We start from the raw sequence: 21,823 nt of genomic DNA, 5'->3' as shown, positions 1-21,823 counted from the left end.
TCGAGAGTAGACAGCAAGGCAATGCGCACGACTTATGTTCTCCGACGACGTGGGCCGACCTTAGAAGCACAGCGCAAGAGTGGAAAGCAGCGAGCTTTGCCGCCCTCGCCTATTCCCCGAATTTATGGATAAACGCCTCGATCGAGCTGATGACCGTTGGCTCTCCCGGCGCTGCTTGCAGAGCTCCTTGGGCCAAATCCATCAACTCGTCAGCCGCGAAGCTGGCCGCAAGGCCCCGCAGGCGCTCTGCCGCCTGGTACCAGTTTGCATCGCAACGAGCGCGTTTCAGCAGGTCCAGTCGCTGTTCGACACTGCCAAGAAAGGCGGCGCGCAGCTCTCCTGCGATCGCGGCGTCCTCGCCGGCTGCCTTGGCCAAGGCACTGTCAAAACTGGCAGAATGGTAAGCCATGGGCCTGCGAAATACGGCGAACCGAGTTAAAGAGGCTTTAAGGATACGGCAAAAGTGGTAGCCTTGCCGACTATGAGAAAGCGTTCGCACATCAGTGTCGTCGAGGGTGAGCCTGCAGCCGAAGCGGTGCAGGAGCCGGAAGCTCTTGAACTTCAAGAGGAATTTGTCGAAACCGAGGAATGGTTCGACGAAGAGCCCGAGCCTATGTCGCGCGCCGGGTGGATTGCCCCTGCCCTCGCCGCCATTCTGACTGCAGCATGGAGCGGCTTCTACGCCTGGGCGCATCGCGCGGAAATTCTTGCCGGGGGGACGCCTCAGCAATGGAGTGCATGGATCACGGCATGGGCCATTCCGGTCCTGCTGATCGTTTCCCTGCTGATGCTTGTGCGCCGCAATTCGACCGTGGAAGCCCGCCGTTTCGGTGAGGTATCGCGCTCGCTCTCCGAAGAATCGGCCCGCCTCGAGGCCAAGTTGGCAGTCGTGAACCGCGAACTGAGCCTCGCGCGCGAATTCCTCGAGAGCCAATCTCGCGATCTCGAATTCGCAGGTCGCTCTGCAAGCGAACGCCTTTCGGAGCATGCCGACCGGTTGCAAAGCCTCGTGCGTGACAATGGCGAGCAGGTCGACGCGATCGCCAGCGTCAGCTCTACAGCTCTCGACAACATGACCCGCTTGCGTAACAGCCTGCCCGTCATCGCCACTTCGGCCAAGGATGTGACAAACCAGATCGGCGGCGCCGGACGCAATGCACAGGAACAGCTCGACAAGCTCGTCGAGGGTTTCGAGCGCCTCAACGAATTCGGTGCGGCCAGCGAGCGCCAGGTCGCCTCCCTTCGCGAGCGGGTCGACGAAGCTGTCGAAGCGTTTTCCGCACAGGCTGGCGATCTCGAACGGATCGCCGAAGAACGTTTCGCAGCCCTTCGCGAAGGCAGCGATGCCGCACGCGCAGATCTCGACAGTCGCGAAGTGGAAGCACTCGCGGCGATCCGCACGCGCTCCGAAACCCTGCGTAGCGAACTGGCCGAAGCCCAGCAGACCGCCAATGCGGAGGAAGAGCTGGCCCTGTCATCGATGCGTGAACGTTTCACTGCACTGCGGGTCGAAGCCGCGCAGGCCTCGGGCGCGATCCGCAAGGGCGAAGAAGGCGCAATGGATGCGTGGAGCACGCAGGTCGCCGAAATGAAGGATCGCCTAAGCGGTGCCGTGGCTGAAATCGAGAAGATGGACGCCGCCGTTATCCAGGCGGCGACTGCGCGCCTCAACGTGCTGTTCGAGCGGGCAGAGACGATCAACACCCAGATCAGGGCCAATGGCGAAGCACTGGATCATGGGGCGGAGCAACGCCTCGCAGCCCTTGGCGAAGCGCAGGATCGCATCAGCCAGGAGCTGGCCGCAAAACTCGCAGCAATCGACGAGGCAATTGCCGAACGCCGCGAAGCCCAGCGCAACCAGATGACCGTTATCGCCGCTGAAGGCGACGCGCTGGCCGACAAGATCGCCGACCTGGGAACGACATTCGAAACGGTCACTGATCAGGGTCGCGAAGCAAACGAAACCATCGCCAATGCTATCGAGGCTCTGAACGAGAAACTCGCCGGAAGCCGCGAGGCTCTCGACGGGACAGACGCTGCTGTCGCCACTCTCACCGATTCAAGTGTGCGCCTCCTCGAGCTGATACAGGCGAGCGCGCGCCAGAGCCGCGAGGATTTGCCGGTAGCCATGGCAGCGTCGGAAGATCGCCTTGCCCAGATCGAGCGCCGGACTACGGAAATCCGCGACCTGCTCGAGCAGGCCCGCCAATCGGGTGATACGCTGACCGAAGGTATGGCGGACGTCGAACGCCGCACGCAAGAGGCGATGGAAGGGTTCGAGAACTTCCAGTCCGGCTTCGGAGAGACCGCAGCGGCCCAGGTCGACAGCGTCGAGCGCCTGCGAACAGGTGTGACAGCCCTTTCTGCCGAGAGCGAACAGCTCGCAGAACGCGTTCAGGGTGAATTGCGCACAGCGATCGCGGCTTTGGAAACCAGTGCTCGCGAAGCGATGGCGGCAATCGAGAGCGAAGAAACAGCGCGGGTTGAAAACCTCGCCAAGTCGGTTGCGGAACGCAGCGCTGAAGCCATCGACAATGCCCTGGCCGAACACACCGACACCGCCCTCGCCCGTCTCGACGAGGCGCGCAGGCGGTCAACGGATGCAGCTCGCGATGCGACCAAGCAGCTGCGCGACCAGCTCAAGCGCCTGAACGACCTTACGGGCAATCTCGAAGCCCGCATCTCGCATGCGCGCGAGAAAGCCACCGACAGTGTCGACAGCGATTTCTCGCGCCGTGTCGCGCTGATTACGGAAAGCCTCAATTCCAACGCGATCGATATTTCCAAGGCGCTATCGGCAGAAGTCACCGATAGTGCGTGGGCCAGCTATCTACGCGGAGATCGCGGGATCTTCACGCGCCGCGCTGTCCGCCTGATCGACAATGGCGAGGCGCGCGAAATTGCGGAGCTGTACGATGAGGATCCGGACTTCCGGGAACACGCCAACCGCTACATCCACGACTTCGAGGCATTGCTGCGCAACCTCCTGTCCACGCGCGACGGCAACGCGATCAGCGTGACCTTGCTCTCCAGCGATATGGGTAAGCTTTACGTGGCCATGGCGCAGGCGCTGGAACGCCTGCGCAACTAGGCAGGCTACCGGCCTACAGTCGGTCCCCAGAAGATCAGGTCTTCCGCCTCGATCCAGCCATAGGCGTAATTCAGCACGTAAAGCGTGGTGAGCACGATCGACAGGATCGTTGCGCGAACTGCAATGACGCCGGGCCTGAAATTGACTGGGGCACTGTCTGCCTGCCCCGGCACTTTCTCCGCGCCGACTTCATCCGGTGTCTTGATTCCGAAGGGCAACAGCACGAAGGCGCTGACGACCCAGAAGAGGACATAAATCGCGACTATCGAAGTCCACTGCATCGGGAGTCCCATGGCTCTTACCCCAGGTTCTCTGGCAGGAGGACACGTACCTGAGGGCGCTTGCCCGACCAGCGCTGGGCCGCACGACGGGCAGCGAGCCGCGCCGCTTCATGCACAGACGATGCACTTCTGGCGTCCTTGCCCTTGAGCTTGCCGAGCGCCTCGCGGATATCTGCCAGCGCTTCTTCGGTGAAATCGCCGTAATCCTCGTCGAGAGGCAATCCCAGGCTGTCGATCCGCGGAGACAGGTCGCTGTCGAGGGCGACGATCACCACGCCTTCGTGCATGATCCGGCGACGCATGACGATCGCATCGCCATCGGCCGGGGCGATTATGTCGCCGTCGAGGACAAGACGCCCCGCCCTCACCTTTGCAATCGTGCCCGGAGCACCGGGTGCGAGGCGCACGATATCGCCGTTCTGCTGGACCACGGCATCGGGGATGCCGTTCTCGCGGCCTAGCCTTGCCTGCTCCTGCATATGCCGCATCTCGCCATGGACCGGCACCAGAATTTCCGGGCGCAGCCAACCATAGAGGGCTTCGAGTTCCGGACGGCCGGGATGGCCCGACACGTGGATCAAGCTCTGCCGGTCGGTCACCATGGTCACCCCCTTGGCCGCGAGGCGGTTCTGGACCGCGCCGATGGAAAGTTCATTGCCGGGGATCTGGCGACTGGAGAACAGGACAACATCGCCAGGGACGAGTTGCAGCGGATGGTTGTCTTCGGAGATACGCGACAATGCCGCTCGCGGTTCACCTTGGCCGCCGGTCGCCAGGATCATGACTTCACCGCGGGGCAGGCCCATGGCGGTATCGAAATCAACCGGCTCGGGCAGATCTTCGAGGTAACCGTTCTGCTGCGCCACTTCGATGATGCGGTCGAGCGAACGCCCTGCGACGCACAGCTGCCGCCCGGTTTCTCGGGCGACATTGCCAAGGGTTTGCAGGCGGGCGACATTACTGGCAAAGGTCGTCACCAGGACACGCTTGCCCTTGTGCCGCTGCACCTCTTCGAGGAGCCCCTTGTAGACCGCCCCTTCGGAGCCGCTGGGCGACGGATTGAAGACATTGGTGCTGTCGCAAACCAGCGCCAGCACGCCATCGTCGCCGATCTCGGTAAGCTCTTCTTCAGTGGCGGGCTCGCCGATGATGGGATCGTCGTCCAGCTTCCAGTCGCCGGTATGGAATATCTTCCCGTACGGCGTATCGATCAGAAGCGCGTTGCCCTCGGCAATCGAGTGAGCAAGCGGGATGTAGGTAATTTCGAAGGGTCCGACCTGGAAACTGCCGTGGTCTTCCTCGATCTCGTGGAGTTCGATTTCGCCAAGCAGGCCCGCCTCTTCCAGCTTTCGCCGCACCAGTTCCATCGTGAACGGCGTCGCATAGATCGGCACGCCGAGGTCGGCTGCAAAATACGGCACCGCGCCGATGTGATCCTCGTGCGCATGGGTGAGCACGATGGCTTCGAGCTGCTTCGTCCTCTCTTCGATGAAGTCGAGGTCGGCGAAGACGAGATCCACGCCGGGATACTCGCCGCCCGAAAAGGTCATGCCAAGGTCGACCATCAACCACTTGCCGTTGCAGCCGTAGAGGTTGACGTTCATCCCGATCTCGCCCGAGCCACCAAGGGCGAGAAACAGCAGTTCGTCTTCGGGGGTAAAATTCTTTTTCAAGTGGATGCCCTTTCAGCCAGCATGGCGAGACCATCCAATGTGAGGTCGCTATCGACCTCGTCGAACAGGTCGGTAATTTCATCGAACAGGAGTGCCAGTCCGCCGGTTGCGACGACTTTGGCCGGTCGGCCTATCTGGCGCCTCATGCGCTCTACAAGGCCCTCTATAAGGGCTACATAACCCCAGAACACGCCTATCAGCATCTGGTCTTCGGTATTGCGACCGATGACGTTCTCATCATCGGGTTTCCTGATCGCGATACGCGGCAGTTTTGCCGTGTTCCCGACCAGCGCATCGAGCGAAAGATTGATCCCCGGGGCAATGATTCCGCCCTTGTAAGCGCCTGTGAAATCCACCGCATCGATAGTCGTCGCCGTGCCGAAGTCGATCACGATCAGGTCGCCTTTGTACTTCTCATGGGCAGCAATGGTGTTGAGGGCGCGGTCTGCGCCAAGCGTTCGCGGATCGTCGACATCGATCGCAATACCCCATTCCGCTTTGTCCTGCCCGGCGATGAGCGGATCGATACCGAAGTATTTTTGCGCCAGCACAGTGAGATTGTGGATGGATCGCGGAACGACCGATCCAACGATGATCTGATCGATGTCTTCCCGGTCATGTCCCTGAAGTTCGAGCAGTCGCAGCAGCCAGACGGCATATTCGTCACCGGTCCGGCGGGGATCGGTCGCGATACGCCAGCGCGCCTTGATCTCTCGTCCTTCGAAAAGCGCGAAGACCACATTCGTATTTCCGACATCGGCTGCAAGCAGCATGGATCAGCCCTCCTCTCGTGCCAACATCACGTCACCAGCGTGGATGACCTTCACTTCGCCATCAGACAACCGCAATTGCAATGCTCCGGTTTGATCGAGCCCTGCAAACGCGCCCTTGATCGGTTGTTCCCCAGGGGGCTGAACATGAAGCAGCGTACCGTGACGGTGTGCAGCCAGTTCCCAGCGGCGGATCAGGGGCGCAAGGCCGAAGGTGCGCCAGCGCTCCAGCTCGGTGTCGAACTGGCGAGCGAGCGAATTTGCGAACTGGTCTCGATCCGGCGCCGGTCCCGAAGCCGATAGAGCGATTGTTTCGCGGTCTGGAAGCTCCGGCGCTTTCGCAAGGTTCACGCCTATGCCGACCACGATGATATCGCCCTCGCGCTCGAGCAAGATACCTGCGAGCTTGGCGCCGCGCATGAGGACGTCGTTCGGCCATTTAAGAGCAATTGCGCCGGGCTCCCCGACCATCGAGATCACGGTTTCATAGACCGCCAATCCGGCAACGAGAGCAAGGCTCGCCGGAGCAGGATCCGAGGGGCGGACCTCCACCATGGTCGACCCCATGAAGTTCCCGGCCCCGTCGAACCATGCCCTGCCCTGCCGGCCCTTCCCGGCCAGTTGGCGGTCTGCAACGAGCCAGCTTCCCTCGCTGACGCGGTCGCCCCGACGAACGCGCTCCAGCAGATCCGCGTTGGTCGAACCAGTTTCGGCTAGGAACTCGATCAAGCTGCGAAGGACAGGGCCTGGGCGGCAGCGTCAGCCGCCGCACCCAGCCATGGCGTGAGCAGGTAACCGAGCGGGGAGATAACCAGAACGCAAAGGCCGAGAACCACCCAATGGGAAACCGGCGCTTTTGCAGGTGCTGCACCCTTGGGTTCGTCGAAAAACATCACCTTGACGAACTTGATGTAATAGAATGCGCCGATAACGCTGGCGGCGATACCGATAGCGGCCAACGCAATCATGTCGGCCTGCACGGCTGCCTGGAACACCACGAACTTGCCCCAGAACCCGAACAGCGGCGGAATACCCGCAAGGCTGAACATCAGCGCAAGCAAGCACCAGGCAAGTGCCGGGCTGCTGGTGGACAGGCCGGAAATGTCGTCGAATGTGGCGAGCGCCTCGCCCTTGTCGTTACGCAGCATGAGCAAGGCAACGAAGCTGCCGAGCGTCATGAAGACATAGATCGAAAGGTAGACGAGCACGCCGGAAATCCCGGCCGGTGTCGCGGCGGCAAGGCCGATGAGGATGAAGCCTACGTTGTTGATCGAAGAGTAGGCCAGCAAACGCTTTAGGTTCTGCTGCCCGATGGCGCCCAAAGCGCCCACAACGATGGAAGCCAAGGCCGCGAAGATTACGATCTGCTGCCACGCTTCTGCCTGTCCGCCGAACGGCACCGCCGCCATCCGGACCAGCATGGCGACCGCAGCGACCTTGGGTGCGCTGGCGAAGAATGCCGTGACCGGCGTCGGCGCGCCTTCGTAGACGTCAGGCGTCCACATATGGAAGGGAACTGCGGCGACCTTGAAGGCTAGGCCGGCGAGCACGAACACGACGCCAAAGAGTGCGCCGGTCGAGAAGTCTGCGTCGAAGGCAGCCCTCACCCCATCGTAGCTCGTAGTGCCGGAGAAACCGTAGACGAGGCTGACGCCGTACAGGATGATACCCGAGGCGAGGCCACCGAGAATGAAGTACTTCAGACCGGCTTCGCTGGACTTGTCATCGCGCCGCGCGAAGCTCGCGAGGACATAGGACGAAAGGCTCGAGAGCTCGAGACCGATATACAGCGTCATCAGGTCGACCGCCGAAACCATGATCCCCATGCCGACTGCGTTGAACAGCATCAGCACGGCGAATTCTCCGCGGAACTGGCCGCGATCCTCGAAGTAGCGAGGGGCCACGATCAGGCAGGCAATGGTCGCGATGTAGACGAGCGATTTCGCGAAAATGCTGAAAGCATCGACTTCCAGCAGGCCGCCGAATGCCGCAGCGCCTACGCCATCATTGGCGAGCGAGAGGTTGAAGATCAGGGCGCCGAAAAGTGCGGTAACCGCGGCGATCGTAATGGCGCGGGCCGAAGAGCGGGTCGTCCAGGCGGTGGCGAGCAGGAGGATCAAGCCGGCAATCGACAGCCCGATTTCCGCACCGGTCAGGTAGAGCGAGTTAGCGTAGGACATCAGTGCTCTCCCTCCGTTCCGTGCTCTGCAGCGATATAATTTGCAGCATGTTCGTCAGGCGTCCCTACCGTCAGTGCGCTGTCATATTCGGGCGCGACGCTGGCAAGGCGGGCTTCGAGAGTGGCAATGTCCTGGCGCATCGGGGCGAGGAAACTTTCCGGATAGACGCCCATCCACAGCACGGCGGCGGCGATGGGTGCGAGCATTGCCCATTCGCGGGCATTGAGATCCGGCATCCGGGCAGCGTCGGCATTGACCTGCTCACCGAATGCCACGCGGCGATAGAGATAAAGCATATAGGCAGCGCCAAGGATGATGCCCGTGGTGCAGACCAGCGTCACAAATGTCGAAACCTTGTAGATGCCTGCAAGGGCGAGGAACTCGCCGACGAAGTTGCTGGTCCCCGGCAGGCCGATCGATGCCATGGTGAACAACAGGAAGAAGAGCGCGTATTTCGGCATGTTGATCGACAGGCCGCCGTAGCGGGCGATCTCACGCGTGTGCAGACGGTCGTAGATGACGCCAACGCACAGGAACAGCGCACCCGATACAAGGCCGTGGCCGAGCATGACCATCATCGCGCCCTCCAGCCCCTGCACGTTGAATGCGAAGAGGCCGACGGTCACGATCGCCATGTGGGCGACGGACGAATAGGCGATGAGCTTCTTCATGTCCTCCTGCACCAGCGCGACGAGCGAGGTGTAGATGACGGCGACCATAGAGAGTGCAAAGACCAGCCACGCGAGATCCGCGCTGGCATCGGGGAACATCGGCAGGCTGAAGCGGATGAAACCGTAACCGCCGAGCTTCAACAGCACGCCAGCCAGGATGACCGAACCCGCAGTCGGAGCCTGGACATGGGCATCGGGAAGCCATGTGTGGACCGGCCACATCGGCATCTTCACCGCAAAGCTCGCGAAGAACGCCAGCCACAACCACAGCTGCGCATCGACCGGGAAGTCGTACTGCATCAGTGTGGGAATATCGGTCGTGCCCGCCTCGTTCACCATCCACAGCATGGCGATCAGCATCAGCACCGAACCGAGCAGGGTGTAGAGGAAGAACCTATACGAGGCGTAGATACGGTTATCGCCGCCCCAGACGCCGATGATCAGGTACATCGGGATCAGGCCGGCCTCGAAGAAAATGTAGAACAGGAACAGGTCCTGCGCGGCGAATACGCCGATCATCAACACTTCCATGAGCAGGAAGGCCGCCATGTATTCGCCCACACGCTTGGTGATCGAATCCCAGCTGGCGAGGATGCAGATCGGCATCAGGAATACCGACAGCATGATCAGCATCAGGGCTATGCCATCGATGCCGAGGGCATAGCTGAACCCGGCGAAGAGTTCGGCGCGTTCGACGAACTGCCATTGAGCGCCGCCGATCTCGTAATTAAGCCACAGCAGGATGCCGAGCGCGAGATTGAACAGCGTCGCGAACAGCGCGACCATTCGCGCGCTGCCGGCATTCAGGAACAGGCAGGCGATGGCCGCAACCAGCGGCACGGCGAGCATGAGCGAGAGGATGGGGAACTCCATCAGAACAGCACCCAGGTGACGGCGGCGACAAGTCCGAGGAGCATCACCAGCGCATAGCTATACAAATATCCGGTCTGGAACTTCTTGGCGCCCACTGCACCTTTCTCGACCATCCAGGCAACGCCGTTGGGGCCGAAGCGGTCGATCGTGCCGACGTCGCCCAGTTTCCAGAACTGGCGGCCCAGCCAGAAGGCAGGAACCACGAAGAGGTAGTGATAGAGCTCGTCGAAATACCACTTGTTGTAGAGGAAGCGGTAGATCGGACCGAGCTGTTCGGCTGCCTTGCCTGGGATCGAAGTGTCCTTGATGTAGGCGAGCCAGGCGACGAACAAGCCGATCAGCATCACGATCAGGGCTGCATACTTCACCGCATAGGGCACGGCGTGCATCGCGTGGATCAGGGCTTCGTTGTAGAAGATCGAACCGCCCCAGAACGCTGCACTGTCGAGGAATGCAGGTGCAAACACCTGGCCTGCTGCAATCGCACCGATCGACAGCACCCCGAGCGGGATCAGCATCGAGATCGGGCTTTCATGCGGGTGATAGCCACCGGTCGTGTCCTCGCCCGCTTCTTCGGGGGTCTTGTGGACCGAATGCTGGATGTGCTCGCTCTCGATCCAGCGCGGCTTGCCCCAGAAGGTAAGGAACATCAGGCGCCAGCTGTAGAAGCTGGTCAGTAGCGCTGCGAAAACGCCCATCCAGAAAGCGAAGCTCGCCATTTCCGTGCCCCGCGCAAACGCGACTTCGATGATGGCATCTTTGGACCAGAAACCAGCAAACCCGAGGTGCAGATCGTAGATACCGACACCGGTAATCGCCAGCGTACCAGCCATCATGGCCCAGAAAGTCAGCGGGATGTGCTTACGCAGATTGCCGTAATACCGCATGTCCTGTTCGTGGTGCATCGCGTGGATGACCGAGCCTGCACCGAGGAACAGCAGCGCCTTGAAGAAGGCGTGCGTGAACAGGTGGAACATGGCCGCGCCATATGCGCCCACCCCTGCGGCAAAGAACATGTAACCGAGCTGCGAACAGGTCGAGTAGGCGATGACGCGCTTGATGTCCCACTGTGTCGTGCCGACGGTCGCCGCGAAGATACAAGTTGCAGCACCTACGAAAGTCACCATCGCGAGCGCGATGGGCGCGGTTTCGAACATAGGCGACAGGCGGCAGACCATGAAGACACCTGCGGTGACCATGGTCGCCGCGTGGATCAGCGCGGAAACGGGCGTCGGGCCTTCCATTGCGTCTGGCAGCCAGGTGTGCAGGCCAAGCTGGGCCGACTTACCCATCGCGCCGATGAACAGCAGGATGCACAGGACATCCATGGTGTGCACGCGCAGGCCCAGGAAACCGATGGTCGCGCCGCTCATGCCGGGAGCCGCTTCGAGGATTTCGGGGATCGAGACCGTGCCGAAAACCCAGAAGATGCCGAAGATACCCATCATGAAGCCAAGGTCGCCGACGCGGTTGACCACGAAGGCCTTGATCGCCGCAGCATTCGCACTGGGCTTCTTGAACCAGAAACCGATCAGCAGGTAGCTGGCGAGGCCCACCCCTTCCCATCCGAAAAACATCTGGACCAAATTGTCGGCGGTCACCAGCATCAGCATGGCGAAGGTGAAGAGCGAGAGATAGGCAAAGAATCGCGGCTGGTCCGGGTCCTCGTCCATGTAACCCCAGCTATAGAGGTGGACGAGCGCCGAGACGGTCGTGATGACCACAAGCATGACCGCAGTGAGCGTATCGACGCGCAGCGCCCAGTCGAAGCTCAGCGCACCCGATTGGATCCAGGTAAGGACTGGGACGACGGTCGCTTCGGCATTGCCGGACCAGAACGACAGGAAGATCGGCCAGCTGAGGGCGCACGAGATGAACAGGCCACCCGTGGTGATGCTCTTCGCGAACACACTCGGCGCGCTCTTATTGACCAGTCCTGCGACAATTGACGCGACCAGCGGCAGGAATACGATGACGAGGATCGATTGCACGTTTGCTTACCCCTTCATCCGGTTCGCATCATCGACCGCAATCGTGCCGCGGCCACGGAAATAGATCATCAGGATCGCCAGACCGATGGCGGCTTCGGCAGCAGCAACGGTCAGGATGAACATGGCGAAGACCTGCCCGACCAGATCGCCGAGGAAGGCGCTGAATGCGACCATGTTGATGTTCACTGCAAGCAGGATGAGTTCGATCGCCATCAGGATAATGATGATATTCTTGCGATTGAGGAATATTCCCAGGACGCCGAGCACGAACAGGATCGTGCTGACGACGACATAATGTTCGATGCCAATCACAGCTCGACTCCCTTGCCCACTTCGGGCTGTTTCATGACGGTTGCCTCGTCCGGATTGCGGCGAACCTGCTTGCCGATGTCCTGCTGCCCGCGCTTCGATTTGGAAGGACGGTGGGTCAGGACGATCGCGCCGATCATTGCAACCAGCAGGATGATGCCCGCGATTTCGAACAGGAACACATACTTGGTGTAGAGCAGCGCACCGATCGCGGCAGTATTGCTTTCGGCCACGACAGAAGCATCTCCCGCAGGCGGCGTACCGAGGTTGATCGAGCCGACGTTATAGGCGCCGATGCCCAGCACCAGCTCAGCGAGCAGTATCAGCGCCACGACGATGCCAAGCGGGAAGTTGCGAATGAACCCTGCGCGCATGGCCGCGACATCGATGTCGAGCATCATGACCACGAACAGGAACAGCACGGCGACCGCCCCGACGTAGACGATGACCAGCAGCATCGCGATGAACTCGGCGCCGACCAGGACCATGAGGCCGGCGGCGTTGAAGAAGGCGAGGATGAGCCACAGGACGGAATGCACCGGATTGCGGGCCGTGATTACCATCACGGCCGATGCAATCATGATGATCGCGAACATGTAAAAGGCGATAGTCTGGATCATGTTGCCCCGGTTACGGTTGCGGCGCGGTTAGCGATAGGGTGCGTCGGCTTCAAGGTTTGCGGCGATGGCCCGCTCCCACTTGTCACCATTCGCGAGCAGCTTGGCCTTGTCGTAAAGAAGCTCCTCGCGGGTTTCGGTTGCGTATTCGAAGTTCGGACCTTCCACGACCGCATCCACCGGGCAGGCTTCCTGGCAGAAACCGCAGTAGATGCACTTCGTCATGTCGATGTCGTAGCGCGTCGTTCGGCGGCTGCCGTCTTCGCGCGGCTCGGCCTCGATCGTGATGGCCTGGGCCGGGCAGACCGCTTCGCACAGCTTGCACGCGATGCAGCGCTCTTCCCCGTTGGGATAGCGGCGCAGGGCATGCTCGCCGCGGAAACGCGGGCTCAGCGGGTTCTTCTCGAACGGATAATTGATCGTGACCTTGGGCTTGAAGAAATACTTCAGCGTGAGGGCGTGCGCTTTCACGAACTCCCACAGGGTGAACGATTTGATCAGATGGGCGACGCTCATGCGGCGGCTCCGAAGTGACCGGTCGCCATGAGGTAACCGGAAATGACGAGGACGAAAACGAGGCTCAGCGGCAAGAATACCTTCCAGCCCAGGCGCATCAGCTGATCGTAGCGATAGCGCGGGACGGTCGCCATGACCCAGCTGAACATGAAGAAGAAGAAAAACGCCTTCAGCAGCAGCCAGACGATGCCCGGAATATCGAACCAGGGAATGAGGTCGATATCGAGCGGCGGCAGCCAGCCCCCGAAGAACAGCAGCGCGTTGAGGATGCACATCAGCAGGATGTTCGCATACTCGCCGAGCCAGAAGAGCGCGAAGCTCATCGAGCTGTATTCGGTCTGGTAGCCAGCGACGAGTTCCGATTCCGCCTCGGTAAGGTCGAAAGGAACGCGCTGCGTTTCTGCCAGGCAGGAAATGAAGAACATCACCCAAATAGGAAAGATCAGCGGGTGAACCACATAGGCGTTTATGATGCCGAGGCCGAAGCCTTCCTGCGCACGCACAATGTCGTTGAGGTTGAAGGTGCCCGCAAACAGGACCACGCAGACGAGGATGAAGCCGATCGAGACTTCATAGCTGATCATCTGTGCCGACGCGCGCATCGCCGAGAAGAACGGATACTTCGAGTTCGAAGCCCAACCCGCCATGATGATGCCGTAGACCGACAGCGAACTGATCGCGAGGATGTATAGCAACCCGACGTTGATATCGGCCAGGACCATGCGTGCATCGAATGGGATCACGGCCCAAGCCGCCAGCGCGACAGTAAAGGTCACGATAGGCGCAAGCAGGAAGATACCCTTGTTCGCCGCGCTCGGGATAATGGTTTCCTGCAAGAAAACCTTCAGACCGTCGGCAAAGCTCTGCAGCAGGCCGAAGGGGCCGACCACATTGGGGCCGCGGCGCAGGTTGATTGCCGCCCAGACCTTGCGGTCGACATAAATGATCATGGCCACTGCCAGCATCAGGGGCAGCGCGATGAGCAGGATGCCGGCGACGGTGGCTACGCCCCACGCCCATTCATAGCTCATGCCGAGGGATTGGAAGAACTCGGTCATTTGCGACCTTCCATGTGAATATCGAACCGCACGAGAGCAGCGGCAGCGACCAACAGCCAGCTGCCGTAAAAGACATTATCGATTACCGGACCGCCGGAAAGGATCGTCGCGGCAACAGCCGCAACGAAAAACAGGATCAGGAAATGCGGTGTGAAACGCGCCACCATGCGTGTGAAAGGATCGCTCATTCTGCCGCCTCCGCAAGCTCACCGCCATGGAGCAGTTCGCTGGAACAACGCTGCATCACTTCGCTGGCACGCGCGATGGGGTTCGTGAGGTAGAAATCCTTGATCGGATAGGCGCTCATCGTACCTTCCGCCTTTGCCTTTGCGTCGGCCGTGGGAAGCGAGCCATAATCGGCCAGGCCTTCCTCACCGAGAGCCGGGACTTCAGCGATCATCGCAGACTGCAGCTGTGCGAAACTGTCGAAGCCGACCTCGACCTTGAGTGCATCGGCGAGCGCGCGCAGGATCGTCCAGTCCTCGCGTGCGTCACCCGGTGCGAATACCGCCTTTTCGGCGAACTGCACGCGGCCTTCGGTGTTGACGTAGGTCCCGTCCTTTTCGGCATAGCTCGCTGCCGGGAGGATGATGTCCGCCGAATGCGCGCCCTTGTCGCCGTGGTGCCCGATGTAGACCTTCAGCGTATCTGCAAACGGCTCGAAGTCCATTTCGTCAGCGCCGAGGCTGATGAGGACCCTGGGCTTGGCTTTGACGATGTCCGCCATGCCGCCCTTTTGCGCGAAGCCGAGCATCAGGCCGCCCATGCGCGCGGCGGAGAAATGCAGGACGTTGAAGTCCGCACCCCAATCGCTGGCAAGCGCCATTGCCTTGCCATGCGCGCCCTTGAGCGCACCGCCGCCGACGATGACCGCGCCGCGTTCGGCATTCTCGAATGCGTCCTCGACGTCCTTCGGGAGCTTGTTGAGAACGCCAAGGTCTTCACCAAGGAATTCGGCAGGATAGGTCGTGTCCCAATAAGGTCCGACGACGTAAACCTTCGCGCCGCGTTTCACGGCCTTGCGAATGCGTACGTTAACCAGCGGGGCTTCCCAGCGGATGTGGCTTCCGACAATCAGGATCGCGCCTGCGTGTTCAAGCCCCTCGAAGGTCGAGTTGAAATTGACCGCTGCAAGGTTCGACACGTCGTAATCCATGCCGGTCTGGCGGCCTTCGATCAGCTTCGAACCGCAGGCCTTAAGGAGCGACTTGGCGGCGAACATGGTTTCGCAATCGACCATGTCACCGGCGACGGCGGCAATGGCCTTGCCCGGCTTGGCCTTGGCGATGGCCTTGAAAGCCTCGTCCCAGGTCGCGGGCTGCAACTTACCCCGCTTGCGCATGAAGACCTTGTCGAGACGACGCTTGGACAGGCCGTCGACCATGTAGCGGCCCTTGTCGGACAGCCATTCTTCATTGACCGCATCGTTGACGCGCGGAAGCGCGCGCATGACTTCGCGGCCACGGCTGTCGAGGCGGATATTTGCGCCGACCGCATCCGAAACGTCGATGCTGAGTGTCTTCTTGAGTTCCCACGGACGCGCTTCGAACGCATAGGGACGCGAGGTGAGCGCGCCGACGGGGCAAAGGTCGATCACGTTCGCCGACAGCTCGTGCTCGGCTGCCTGCTCGAGATAAGTCGTGATCTGCATGTCCTCGCCGCGACCGACCGCGCCGATTTCGTCGACGCCTGCGATTTCCTCGCTGAAGCGCACGCAGCGGGTGCAGTGGATGCAGCGGGTCATGACCGTCTTGATAAGCGGGCCCATGTATTTTTCGGTCACAGCGCGCTTGTTCTCGTGATAGCGCGTCGCCCCGCGACCATAGGTCATCGACTGGTCCTGCAGGTCGCATTCGCCGCCCTGATCGCAGATCGGGCAATCGAGCGGATGGTTGATGAGGAGGAACTCCATCACCCCTTCGCGCGCGGTCTTGACCATCTGAGTGTCGGTGCGGATTTCCTGCCCCTCGGTGGCCGGAAGCGCGCAGCTCGCCTGCGGCTTGGGCGGACCGGGCTTCACCTCGACCAGGCACATGCGGCAGTTGCCCGCGATGCTCAGCCGCTCGTGATAGCAGAAGCGCGGAATTTCCTTCCCCGCAAGTTCGCAGGCCTGAAGGACGGTCGCGCCCTCGGGGACTTCTAGTTCCTGTCCGTCTACGGTGACTTTAGGCATTATTTGCACCTTCTGAGTGCTGTTCGTCTCCAATAGCACGGAGACTGCTCCAATTTTTCATCAGCACCCAAGCGGAAGCTCCGATGATTAAAAGCGAGACGAGCGCGGCCGTGCTGAAATTCGGAAAGAAGCCGGTATTCATTGCTATCGCGAGCACCCACCCCAACATGATTCCAGCAGCCCAAAGATATGCGCCAAGCCGCAGCATCTGCCACAATGCCACACCTGCAGCGACCGCAAGTACCTTCGGCAGTGCGAGCAGGAGCCATGTATTCACATCGTAAGGTTCCGCTGCGGTAGCGGCTCCATACAAGCTTCCAATCAGGGAAACGGAGAACACAAGTATCAAGTAGATCGCTAGGACTGTAATGGTGGTAGGCCGTGTTCTCATTCTGCGGCCTCCGCAAACTTGGCTTTATGTTCTTCGATCCGGCGTTCGAGCTCGGGGCGGAAGTGGCGGATGAGGCCCTGGATCGGCCACGCCGCCGCATCGCCCAGCGCGCAGATGGTGTGACCTTCGACCTGCTTCGTAACCTGCTGCAGCATGTCGATTTCCTCGATTGCCGCATCGCCTGTGCGCAGGCGTTCCATCATGCGCCACATCCAGCCCGTGCCTTCACGGCAGGGCGTGCACTGGCCGCAGCTCTCGTGCTTGTAGAAATAGCTTAGACGCGAAATCGCGCGGACGATGTCGGTCGACTTGTCCATTACGATGACGCCGGCCGTGCCGAGGCCCGACCCGAGGTCCTTGAGACCGTCGAAATCCATCGGCGCGTCCCAGATTTGCTCTGCCGGAACCAGCGGGACCGACGAACCGCCCGGGATGACGGCGAGGAGATTGTCCTTGCCGTCGATGATGCCGCCGCAGTGCTTCTCGATCAGCTCGCTGAACGGGATGCTGAGCGCTTCCTCGACCACGCAGGGCTTGTTCACATGGCCGCTGATCTGGAAAAGCTTGGTGCCCTTGTTATTCTCGCGGCCGAAGCTTGCAAACCAGCTCGCGCCGCGGCGTAGGATGGTCGGTACAACGGCGATCGATTCCACATTGTTGACCGTTGTCGGACAGCCATAGAGGCCCGCGCCTGCAGGAAACGGCGGCTTGAGGCGGGGCTGGCCCTTCTTGCCTTCGAGGCTTTCGATCATCGCGGTTTCTTCGCCGCAGATGTAGGCACCCGCGCCGCGGTGCAGGAACACGTCGAAATCATAGCCAGACTTCGAAGCGTTCTTGCCGATGAGGCCAGCGTCATAGGCCTCGTCGATCGCGGCCTGCAGCGTTTCGGCCTCGCGGATATATTCGCCGCGGATGTAGATATAGGCCGCCCTCGCCCGCATGGCGTAACCGGCGATCAGCGCGCCCTCGATCAATTTGTGCGGATCGTGGCGGATGATCTCGCGGTCCTTGCACGAACCGGGCTCGGATTCGTCGGCGTTGATGACGAGGAAGCTGGGACGACCGTCCTTCGATTCCTTCGGCATGAACGACCATTTGAGACCGGTCGGGAAGCCTGCGCCACCACGGCCGCGAAGGCCAGAAGCCTTCATTTCCTCGATGATATTGTCGTGCCCGCGCGCGATCAGCGACTTGGTATCGTCCCAGTCGCCGCGCTGCTGCGCAGCCTTCAGGCCCCAGTCCTGGAAGCCATAGAGGTTGGTAAAGATGCGATCCTTGTCAGCCAGCATTGCGATTCTTCCAGTTCCTGACTGTCACCCAGACACCTGCACACAAAAGTGCCGCGGCTATTACGTTTCCTACAAATCCTTCGATGCTGGTTGCGAGCACATAGGCAAGGCCAGCGAGCAGGGTTAACACGACGCCGTGAAAGATGATGATCGTGAGTTGTTGCCCGATGTCACGGTCACGCCACAAAATGAGCGGAGGCTGCGTTGATCCCTCGCCTTCGACATTCCGCGGTTGCAAAAGAGCTGAAAGTACCATCAGCGCCGTTGCCAGTAGCGATTTCGCTGACTCGTCCATTGGCGTTGCGAACCAAACGGCCGCGGATGCGAGCGCGAGAATTGATGCGGCAGCGGTGCGTAGCGGAAGCGCGATCATCCCATCCCCCCGAAGACTACGATGGCGGCGACAATCAGAATTGCCACGAGTGCCACGGTCTTGACGATACCCTTGAGCACCTTCCACGCGATGATCACGCCGACGATGGCGAGGATGATGGTGAGCCAGTCGGCGCTCATGACCATTCACTCCGGTAATCGTGGTTCGCGTCGACCATTTCCTTGAGGGTGGTCGGACCACCTTCAGGCTCGCTGGTCTTCTTGCCTTCGATCTGCGTTCCGGTCTTGGGCTGTTTGCCCGCGGCCAGCTCGTCGAGGATCTCGTCCAGACGCTCGGGCGTGAGGTCTTCGTAATTGTCGTCGTTGATCTGGGCCATCGGCGCGGTGGCGCAATTGCCCATGCATTCGACTTCGGTGAGCGTCCAGAGGCCGTCGTCGGAGACGTGGCCCTTCTTCATGCCGCGCTTCTTGCAGGTTTCGAACAGACCGTCCGAGCCGCGCAGCATGCAGGGCGTCGTGCCGCAAACCTGCACGTGGTACTTACCCACCGGCTTCATGTTGTACATGAAGTAGAAGCTGGCGACTTCGAGCACGCGGATCACCGGCATGTCGAGATAATCGGCGACATATTCGATCACCGGCAGCGGGAGCCAGCCCTGCGTGTTCGTTTCCTCACCGACCTGGCGCTGGGCGAGGTCGAGCAGCGGCATCACGGCCGAGCGTTGGCGCCCCTCGGGATAGCGCGCAATCGCCTTGTCCGCGCGTGCGCGGTAGCTTTCGTTGAACTCGAACGCGCCCCAGCGCTCGCGCAGTTCTGGAGTATCGGGTGCGGGATTGCGGTCAGCCATTGTTGCTGCTCTTATTGTTCGGATTAACGACAGCCATCAAACCGAAGACTGCAGCGATGAAAAGAAGGCCCAACCCGAACCCGCCGAGATCGAGGTCGGTAACACGCGCACCTAGATAAAGGACGAGAAAAACCCCCGCCAACACTGTATATTTCGCGCGCGTCACCGGTCACACTCCCCGAACACGACATCGATTGCGCCGAGGATGGCGGTGGCATCGGGCAGCATATGACCTTTGCACATGAAATCCATTGCTTGAAGGTGGCTGAAGGCCGTCGGGCGGATCTTGCAGCGATAGGGTTTGTTCGACCCGTCGCTGACGAGGTAGACGCCGAATTCGCCTTTGGGGCTTTCGGTGGCGACATAGACCTCGCCCGCAGGCACGTGAAAGCCCTCGGTATAGAGCTTGAAGTGGTGGATCAGCGCTTCCATCGACTGCTTCATCTCGGCGCGCTTGGGCGGCGATACCTTGCGGTCGCTGCTGGCGATCGGGCCGGTGGGCATGTCGCGCAGGCACTGCTTGATGATCTTCGCGCTTTCGTAAACTTCCTTCACGCGCACCACGAAGCGGTCGTAGCAGTCCGAATTGGTGCCGACGGGAATGTCGAATTCCATGCGGTCGTAGACGTCATAAGGCTGCGACTTCCTGAGGTCCCACGGGATACCGGCGGCGCGGATCATCGGGCCGGAGAAGCCCCAGGCCAGCGCGTCTTCCTTGCTGACCACGGCGATATCGACGTTGCGCTGCTTGAAGATGCGGTTGTCGAGCACCAGGCTCATCGCATCGCCGAACAGTTCGGGCAGCCGCGTGTCGATCCACTCGCCGATATCGACCAGCAGCTTTTCGGGCACGTCCTGGTGGACACCGCCCGGGCGCAGGTAAGCGTGGTGCATGCGCGCGCCGCTCATCCGCTCGAAGAAGTTCATGCAGTCTTCGCGCAGTTCGAACACCCACAGGTTCGGCGTCATCGCGCCGACGTCCATGACGTGCGCACCGATGTTGAGCATGTGGTTGCAGATGCGCGTCAGCTCGGCGAACAGCACTCGGATGTACTGTGCACGCTCGGGAACCTCGACATTCATCAGCTTTTCGATGGCGAGTACGTAGCTGTATTCCTGCGCCAGCGGCGAACAGTAATCCAGACGGTCGAAATACGGCAGCGCCTGCAGGTAGGTCTTGTGCTCGATCAGCTTTTCGGTGCCACGATGCAGCAGGCCGACGTGCGGGTCGATCCGTTCGATAATCTCGCCGTCGAGCTCCATGACCATGCGCAGCACGCCGTGCGCAGCAGGGTGCTGGGGACCGAAGTTGATCGTGTAATTGGTGATCGTTTCGTCGCCGGTAGTCGGCGATTCTTCGAGTTGGAAACCGGTACTCATGCGCAAATCCACTTGCCGGAGTAGGTGGCGGTGCTGCCATCGGCAGCGCTTACGGTGAGGTTGGCGGGACGCGAAGCCGCATCGCCTGCCTGCGGCGCAACCTGGACGGTCACGCCCTCACCTGAAAATATGGCGCCTGCCTTGATCGAATCGAGACCACCGGGGGCCGTGTCGAGCAGCGTCAGGCCGCCTCCAACGCGGATAACTGCCTTGCCGGGCAAGGTCGGTTCCTTGAGCGCGCTAGCCATCACGAGTTCGCGATTGCCATCCATGAAGGTGCAGCCGCCATCGCGCGGACCCATGTCGACATTGGCGATGTCGCGAAGCTGCTCGAGCTGGGTCACATTGGCACCTGCAGGAGGAGCCTGCTGAGCGACATTCGGCGCGTCGGCGTCCACCGATGCGGCAGGTGCTTGGCCCGCCCCATTGATGCGACTGGCGAAATCATCCGCACTTTCCTGCGGCGCAGGCTCGGACGAGCACGCCGCGAGCGCGAGCGCAGTCAGAGGAAGGACAAGCGCGCGCATCAATTGGCGCCCTTCTTCGGCTTTGTCGCCTTGGCGGTATCGGTCGTCTTGCCGACACGCTTCTTGCGCTTGGGCCGGTCTTCTGTCGGCTCAGGAGGCGGAGCATCGGCACCGCCGTCTTTTTCGGCAGGCGCATCGGCGCTGACCTTCTCGGCTGCCTTTTCGTCGGCCTTTGCACCGGCACCCGTCTGCTTGGGGCTTTCGGTGGTCTTGGGATCGTCGATTGGCGGCATATCCGCCTTTTCGTCGCCCGGAAGGACGTAATCCGCGCCTTCCCACGGGCTCATGAAGTCGAACTGGCGCAGGTCCTGAGCCAGCTTCACAGGTTCGTAGACGACGCGTTTCTCGTCTTCGGAGTACCGCAATTCGACATAGCCCGTGAGCGGGAAGTCCTTGCGGAATGGATGACCTTCGAAGCCATAGTCGGTCAGGATACGACGCAGGTCGGTATTCCCGTCGAACAACACGCCGTACATGTCGAAGACTTCACGCTCCAGCCAGCCCGCATTGGGCCAGAGAGTCGTCACGGTAGGCACCGGCGTGTCTTCCGAGGCACGGCACTTGACCATGATGCGATTGTTGGTGGTGACCGAAAGCAGCATGTAGACCACTTCGAACCGCTCATCACGGCTCGGGTAATCGACACCGGCGATTTCCATCAGCTGTTGGTATTCGAAATCATCGCGCAGGGTGCGCAGGACGCTCTCGATGCTGCCACGCTGGACGTGGACAAGCAGTTCGCCATGCTCTTCGTGCGCCTCGACGAGATGATCGCCAAGTGCAGCGGAGATCGTGTTCTTGAGGCCGTCGATCTGGGTAAATCGGGGCGCGGAATGAAGCGTTGCCATCTCT

Annotated in this window: 24 protein-coding genes; 1 reads left to right on the top strand and 23 read right to left on the bottom strand. The window is 60.9% G+C overall.

Features of this window, described 5'->3' with window-relative positions; all coding sequences use genetic code 11:
• Positions 1-109: 109 nt before the first annotated feature.
• Entirely contained in the window at positions 110-409 is a 300-nt protein-coding gene (locus CVE41_RS14180; RefSeq protein ID WP_100261239.1) for an Hpt domain-containing protein, read from the bottom strand.
• Between the two features lie 72 nt (positions 410-481).
• Here CVE41_RS14180 and CVE41_RS14175 point away from each other — a divergent pair, with 72 nt between their 5' ends.
• Positions 482-3,091 carry a coiled-coil domain-containing protein gene (locus tag CVE41_RS14175; RefSeq protein WP_100261238.1) on the top strand — a complete coding sequence of 870 codons (2,610 nt, stop codon included), beginning with the start codon at positions 482-484 and terminating at the stop codon, positions 3,089-3,091.
• Positions 3,092-3,096: 5 nt separating this feature from the next.
• Here the strand turns inward: CVE41_RS14175 and CVE41_RS14170 are convergent, their stop codons facing one another.
• The 22 genes from CVE41_RS14170 to CVE41_RS14075 form a co-directional block, all read right to left on the bottom strand.
• Positions 3,097-3,372: a DUF1467 family protein gene (locus tag CVE41_RS14170; RefSeq protein WP_100261237.1), complete on the bottom strand. Its 276-nt coding sequence runs from the start codon at positions 3,370-3,372 to the stop codon at positions 3,097-3,099.
• A gap of 17 nt (positions 3,373-3,389) precedes the next feature.
• Complete coding sequence (locus CVE41_RS14165) at positions 3,390-5,045, bottom strand: ribonuclease J (protein ID WP_198507676.1); 1,656 nt, start codon at positions 5,043-5,045, stop codon at positions 3,390-3,392.
• Positions 5,042-5,818, bottom strand: coding sequence for a type III pantothenate kinase (locus CVE41_RS14160; RefSeq protein ID WP_100261236.1), 777 nt, complete (start codon positions 5,816-5,818; stop codon positions 5,042-5,044). The genes CVE41_RS14165 and CVE41_RS14160 overlap by 4 nt, the downstream gene beginning before the upstream one ends.
• Positions 5,819-5,821: 3 nt before the next feature.
• Complete coding sequence (locus tag CVE41_RS14155; protein WP_100261235.1) at positions 5,822-6,544, bottom strand: biotin--[acetyl-CoA-carboxylase] ligase; 723 nt, start codon at positions 6,542-6,544, stop codon at positions 5,822-5,824.
• Positions 6,541-7,995, bottom strand: coding sequence for an NADH-quinone oxidoreductase subunit NuoN (nuoN, locus tag CVE41_RS14150; protein ID WP_100261234.1), 1,455 nt, complete (start codon positions 7,993-7,995; stop codon positions 6,541-6,543). The genes CVE41_RS14155 and nuoN overlap by 4 nt, the downstream gene beginning before the upstream one ends.
• Positions 7,995-9,539 carry an NADH-quinone oxidoreductase subunit M gene (locus CVE41_RS14145; protein ID WP_100261233.1) on the bottom strand — a complete coding sequence of 515 codons (1,545 nt, stop codon included), beginning with the start codon at positions 9,537-9,539 and terminating at the stop codon, positions 7,995-7,997. Before CVE41_RS14145 ends, nuoN begins: the two co-directional genes overlap by 1 nt.
• A complete protein-coding gene (nuoL, locus tag CVE41_RS14140) occupies positions 9,539-11,530 on the bottom strand; it encodes an NADH-quinone oxidoreductase subunit L (RefSeq protein ID WP_100261232.1) in 1,992 nt (663 codons plus the stop codon). Before nuoL ends, CVE41_RS14145 begins: the two co-directional genes overlap by 1 nt.
• A 6-nt stretch (positions 11,531-11,536) precedes the next feature.
• The gene (gene nuoK, locus CVE41_RS14135; protein WP_100261231.1) at positions 11,537-11,842 is read right to left on the bottom strand and encodes an NADH-quinone oxidoreductase subunit NuoK; all 306 of its coding nucleotides are present in this window, start codon (positions 11,840-11,842) and stop codon (positions 11,537-11,539) included.
• Positions 11,839-12,459, bottom strand: coding sequence for an NADH-quinone oxidoreductase subunit J (locus CVE41_RS14130; protein WP_100261230.1), 621 nt, complete (start codon positions 12,457-12,459; stop codon positions 11,839-11,841). The genes nuoK and CVE41_RS14130 overlap by 4 nt, the downstream gene beginning before the upstream one ends.
• 27 nt (positions 12,460-12,486) lie before the next feature.
• Positions 12,487-12,972: an NADH-quinone oxidoreductase subunit NuoI gene (gene nuoI, locus CVE41_RS14125; RefSeq protein WP_090479327.1), complete on the bottom strand. Its 486-nt coding sequence runs from the start codon at positions 12,970-12,972 to the stop codon at positions 12,487-12,489.
• Positions 12,969-14,030 carry an NADH-quinone oxidoreductase subunit NuoH gene (nuoH, locus tag CVE41_RS14120; protein ID WP_100261229.1) on the bottom strand — a complete coding sequence of 354 codons (1,062 nt, stop codon included), beginning with the start codon at positions 14,028-14,030 and terminating at the stop codon, positions 12,969-12,971. Before nuoH ends, nuoI begins: the two co-directional genes overlap by 4 nt.
• A complete protein-coding gene (locus CVE41_RS14115; RefSeq protein WP_100261228.1) occupies positions 14,027-14,218 on the bottom strand; it encodes a hypothetical protein in 192 nt (63 codons plus the stop codon). The genes nuoH and CVE41_RS14115 overlap by 4 nt, the downstream gene beginning before the upstream one ends.
• On the bottom strand, positions 14,215-16,203 hold the full coding sequence (nuoG, locus tag CVE41_RS14110; RefSeq protein WP_100261227.1) for an NADH-quinone oxidoreductase subunit NuoG: 1,989 nt from the start codon (positions 16,201-16,203) through the stop codon (positions 14,215-14,217). Before nuoG ends, CVE41_RS14115 begins: the two co-directional genes overlap by 4 nt.
• The gene (locus tag CVE41_RS14105) at positions 16,196-16,480 is read right to left on the bottom strand and encodes a hypothetical protein (protein ID WP_100261226.1); all 285 of its coding nucleotides are present in this window, start codon (positions 16,478-16,480) and stop codon (positions 16,196-16,198) included. The genes nuoG and CVE41_RS14105 overlap by 8 nt, the downstream gene beginning before the upstream one ends.
• Positions 16,481-16,590: 110 nt before the next feature.
• Positions 16,591-17,883, bottom strand: a complete 1,293-nt coding sequence (nuoF, locus tag CVE41_RS14100) for an NADH-quinone oxidoreductase subunit NuoF (RefSeq protein WP_100261225.1) — start codon at positions 17,881-17,883, stop codon at positions 16,591-16,593.
• Positions 17,873-18,256, bottom strand: a complete 384-nt coding sequence (locus CVE41_RS14095) for a hypothetical protein (protein ID WP_100261224.1) — start codon at positions 18,254-18,256, stop codon at positions 17,873-17,875. The genes nuoF and CVE41_RS14095 overlap by 11 nt, the downstream gene beginning before the upstream one ends.
• Complete coding sequence (locus CVE41_RS14800; RefSeq protein ID WP_198507675.1) at positions 18,253-18,396, bottom strand: hypothetical protein; 144 nt, start codon at positions 18,394-18,396, stop codon at positions 18,253-18,255. The genes CVE41_RS14095 and CVE41_RS14800 overlap by 4 nt, the downstream gene beginning before the upstream one ends.
• Positions 18,393-19,064 (bottom strand): NADH-quinone oxidoreductase subunit NuoE, encoded by a 672-nt coding sequence (nuoE, locus tag CVE41_RS14090; RefSeq protein ID WP_100261223.1) that lies wholly within the window; start codon positions 19,062-19,064, stop codon positions 18,393-18,395. The genes CVE41_RS14800 and nuoE overlap by 4 nt, the downstream gene beginning before the upstream one ends.
• The gene (locus CVE41_RS14795) at positions 19,057-19,230 is read right to left on the bottom strand and encodes a hypothetical protein (RefSeq protein WP_198507674.1); all 174 of its coding nucleotides are present in this window, start codon (positions 19,228-19,230) and stop codon (positions 19,057-19,059) included. The genes nuoE and CVE41_RS14795 overlap by 8 nt, the downstream gene beginning before the upstream one ends.
• The gene (locus CVE41_RS14085) at positions 19,227-20,444 is read right to left on the bottom strand and encodes an NADH-quinone oxidoreductase subunit D (protein ID WP_100261222.1); all 1,218 of its coding nucleotides are present in this window, start codon (positions 20,442-20,444) and stop codon (positions 19,227-19,229) included. The genes CVE41_RS14795 and CVE41_RS14085 overlap by 4 nt, the downstream gene beginning before the upstream one ends.
• Positions 20,441-20,971 carry a hypothetical protein gene (locus CVE41_RS14080; protein ID WP_100261221.1) on the bottom strand — a complete coding sequence of 177 codons (531 nt, stop codon included), beginning with the start codon at positions 20,969-20,971 and terminating at the stop codon, positions 20,441-20,443. The genes CVE41_RS14085 and CVE41_RS14080 overlap by 4 nt, the downstream gene beginning before the upstream one ends.
• Positions 20,971-21,819, bottom strand: a complete 849-nt coding sequence (locus CVE41_RS14075; RefSeq protein ID WP_100261220.1) for an NADH-quinone oxidoreductase subunit C — start codon at positions 21,817-21,819, stop codon at positions 20,971-20,973. Before CVE41_RS14075 ends, CVE41_RS14080 begins: the two co-directional genes overlap by 1 nt.
• Positions 21,820-21,823 lie beyond the last annotated feature (4 nt).

Origin of the sequence: Qipengyuania seohaensis (genome assembly GCF_002795865.1) — a bacterium.
Classification (GTDB): domain Bacteria; phylum Pseudomonadota; class Alphaproteobacteria; order Sphingomonadales; family Sphingomonadaceae; genus Qipengyuania; species Qipengyuania seohaensis.
The sequence above is the reverse complement of the archived record's forward strand: the minus strand, read 5'-3'. Positions and strand labels throughout refer to the sequence as shown.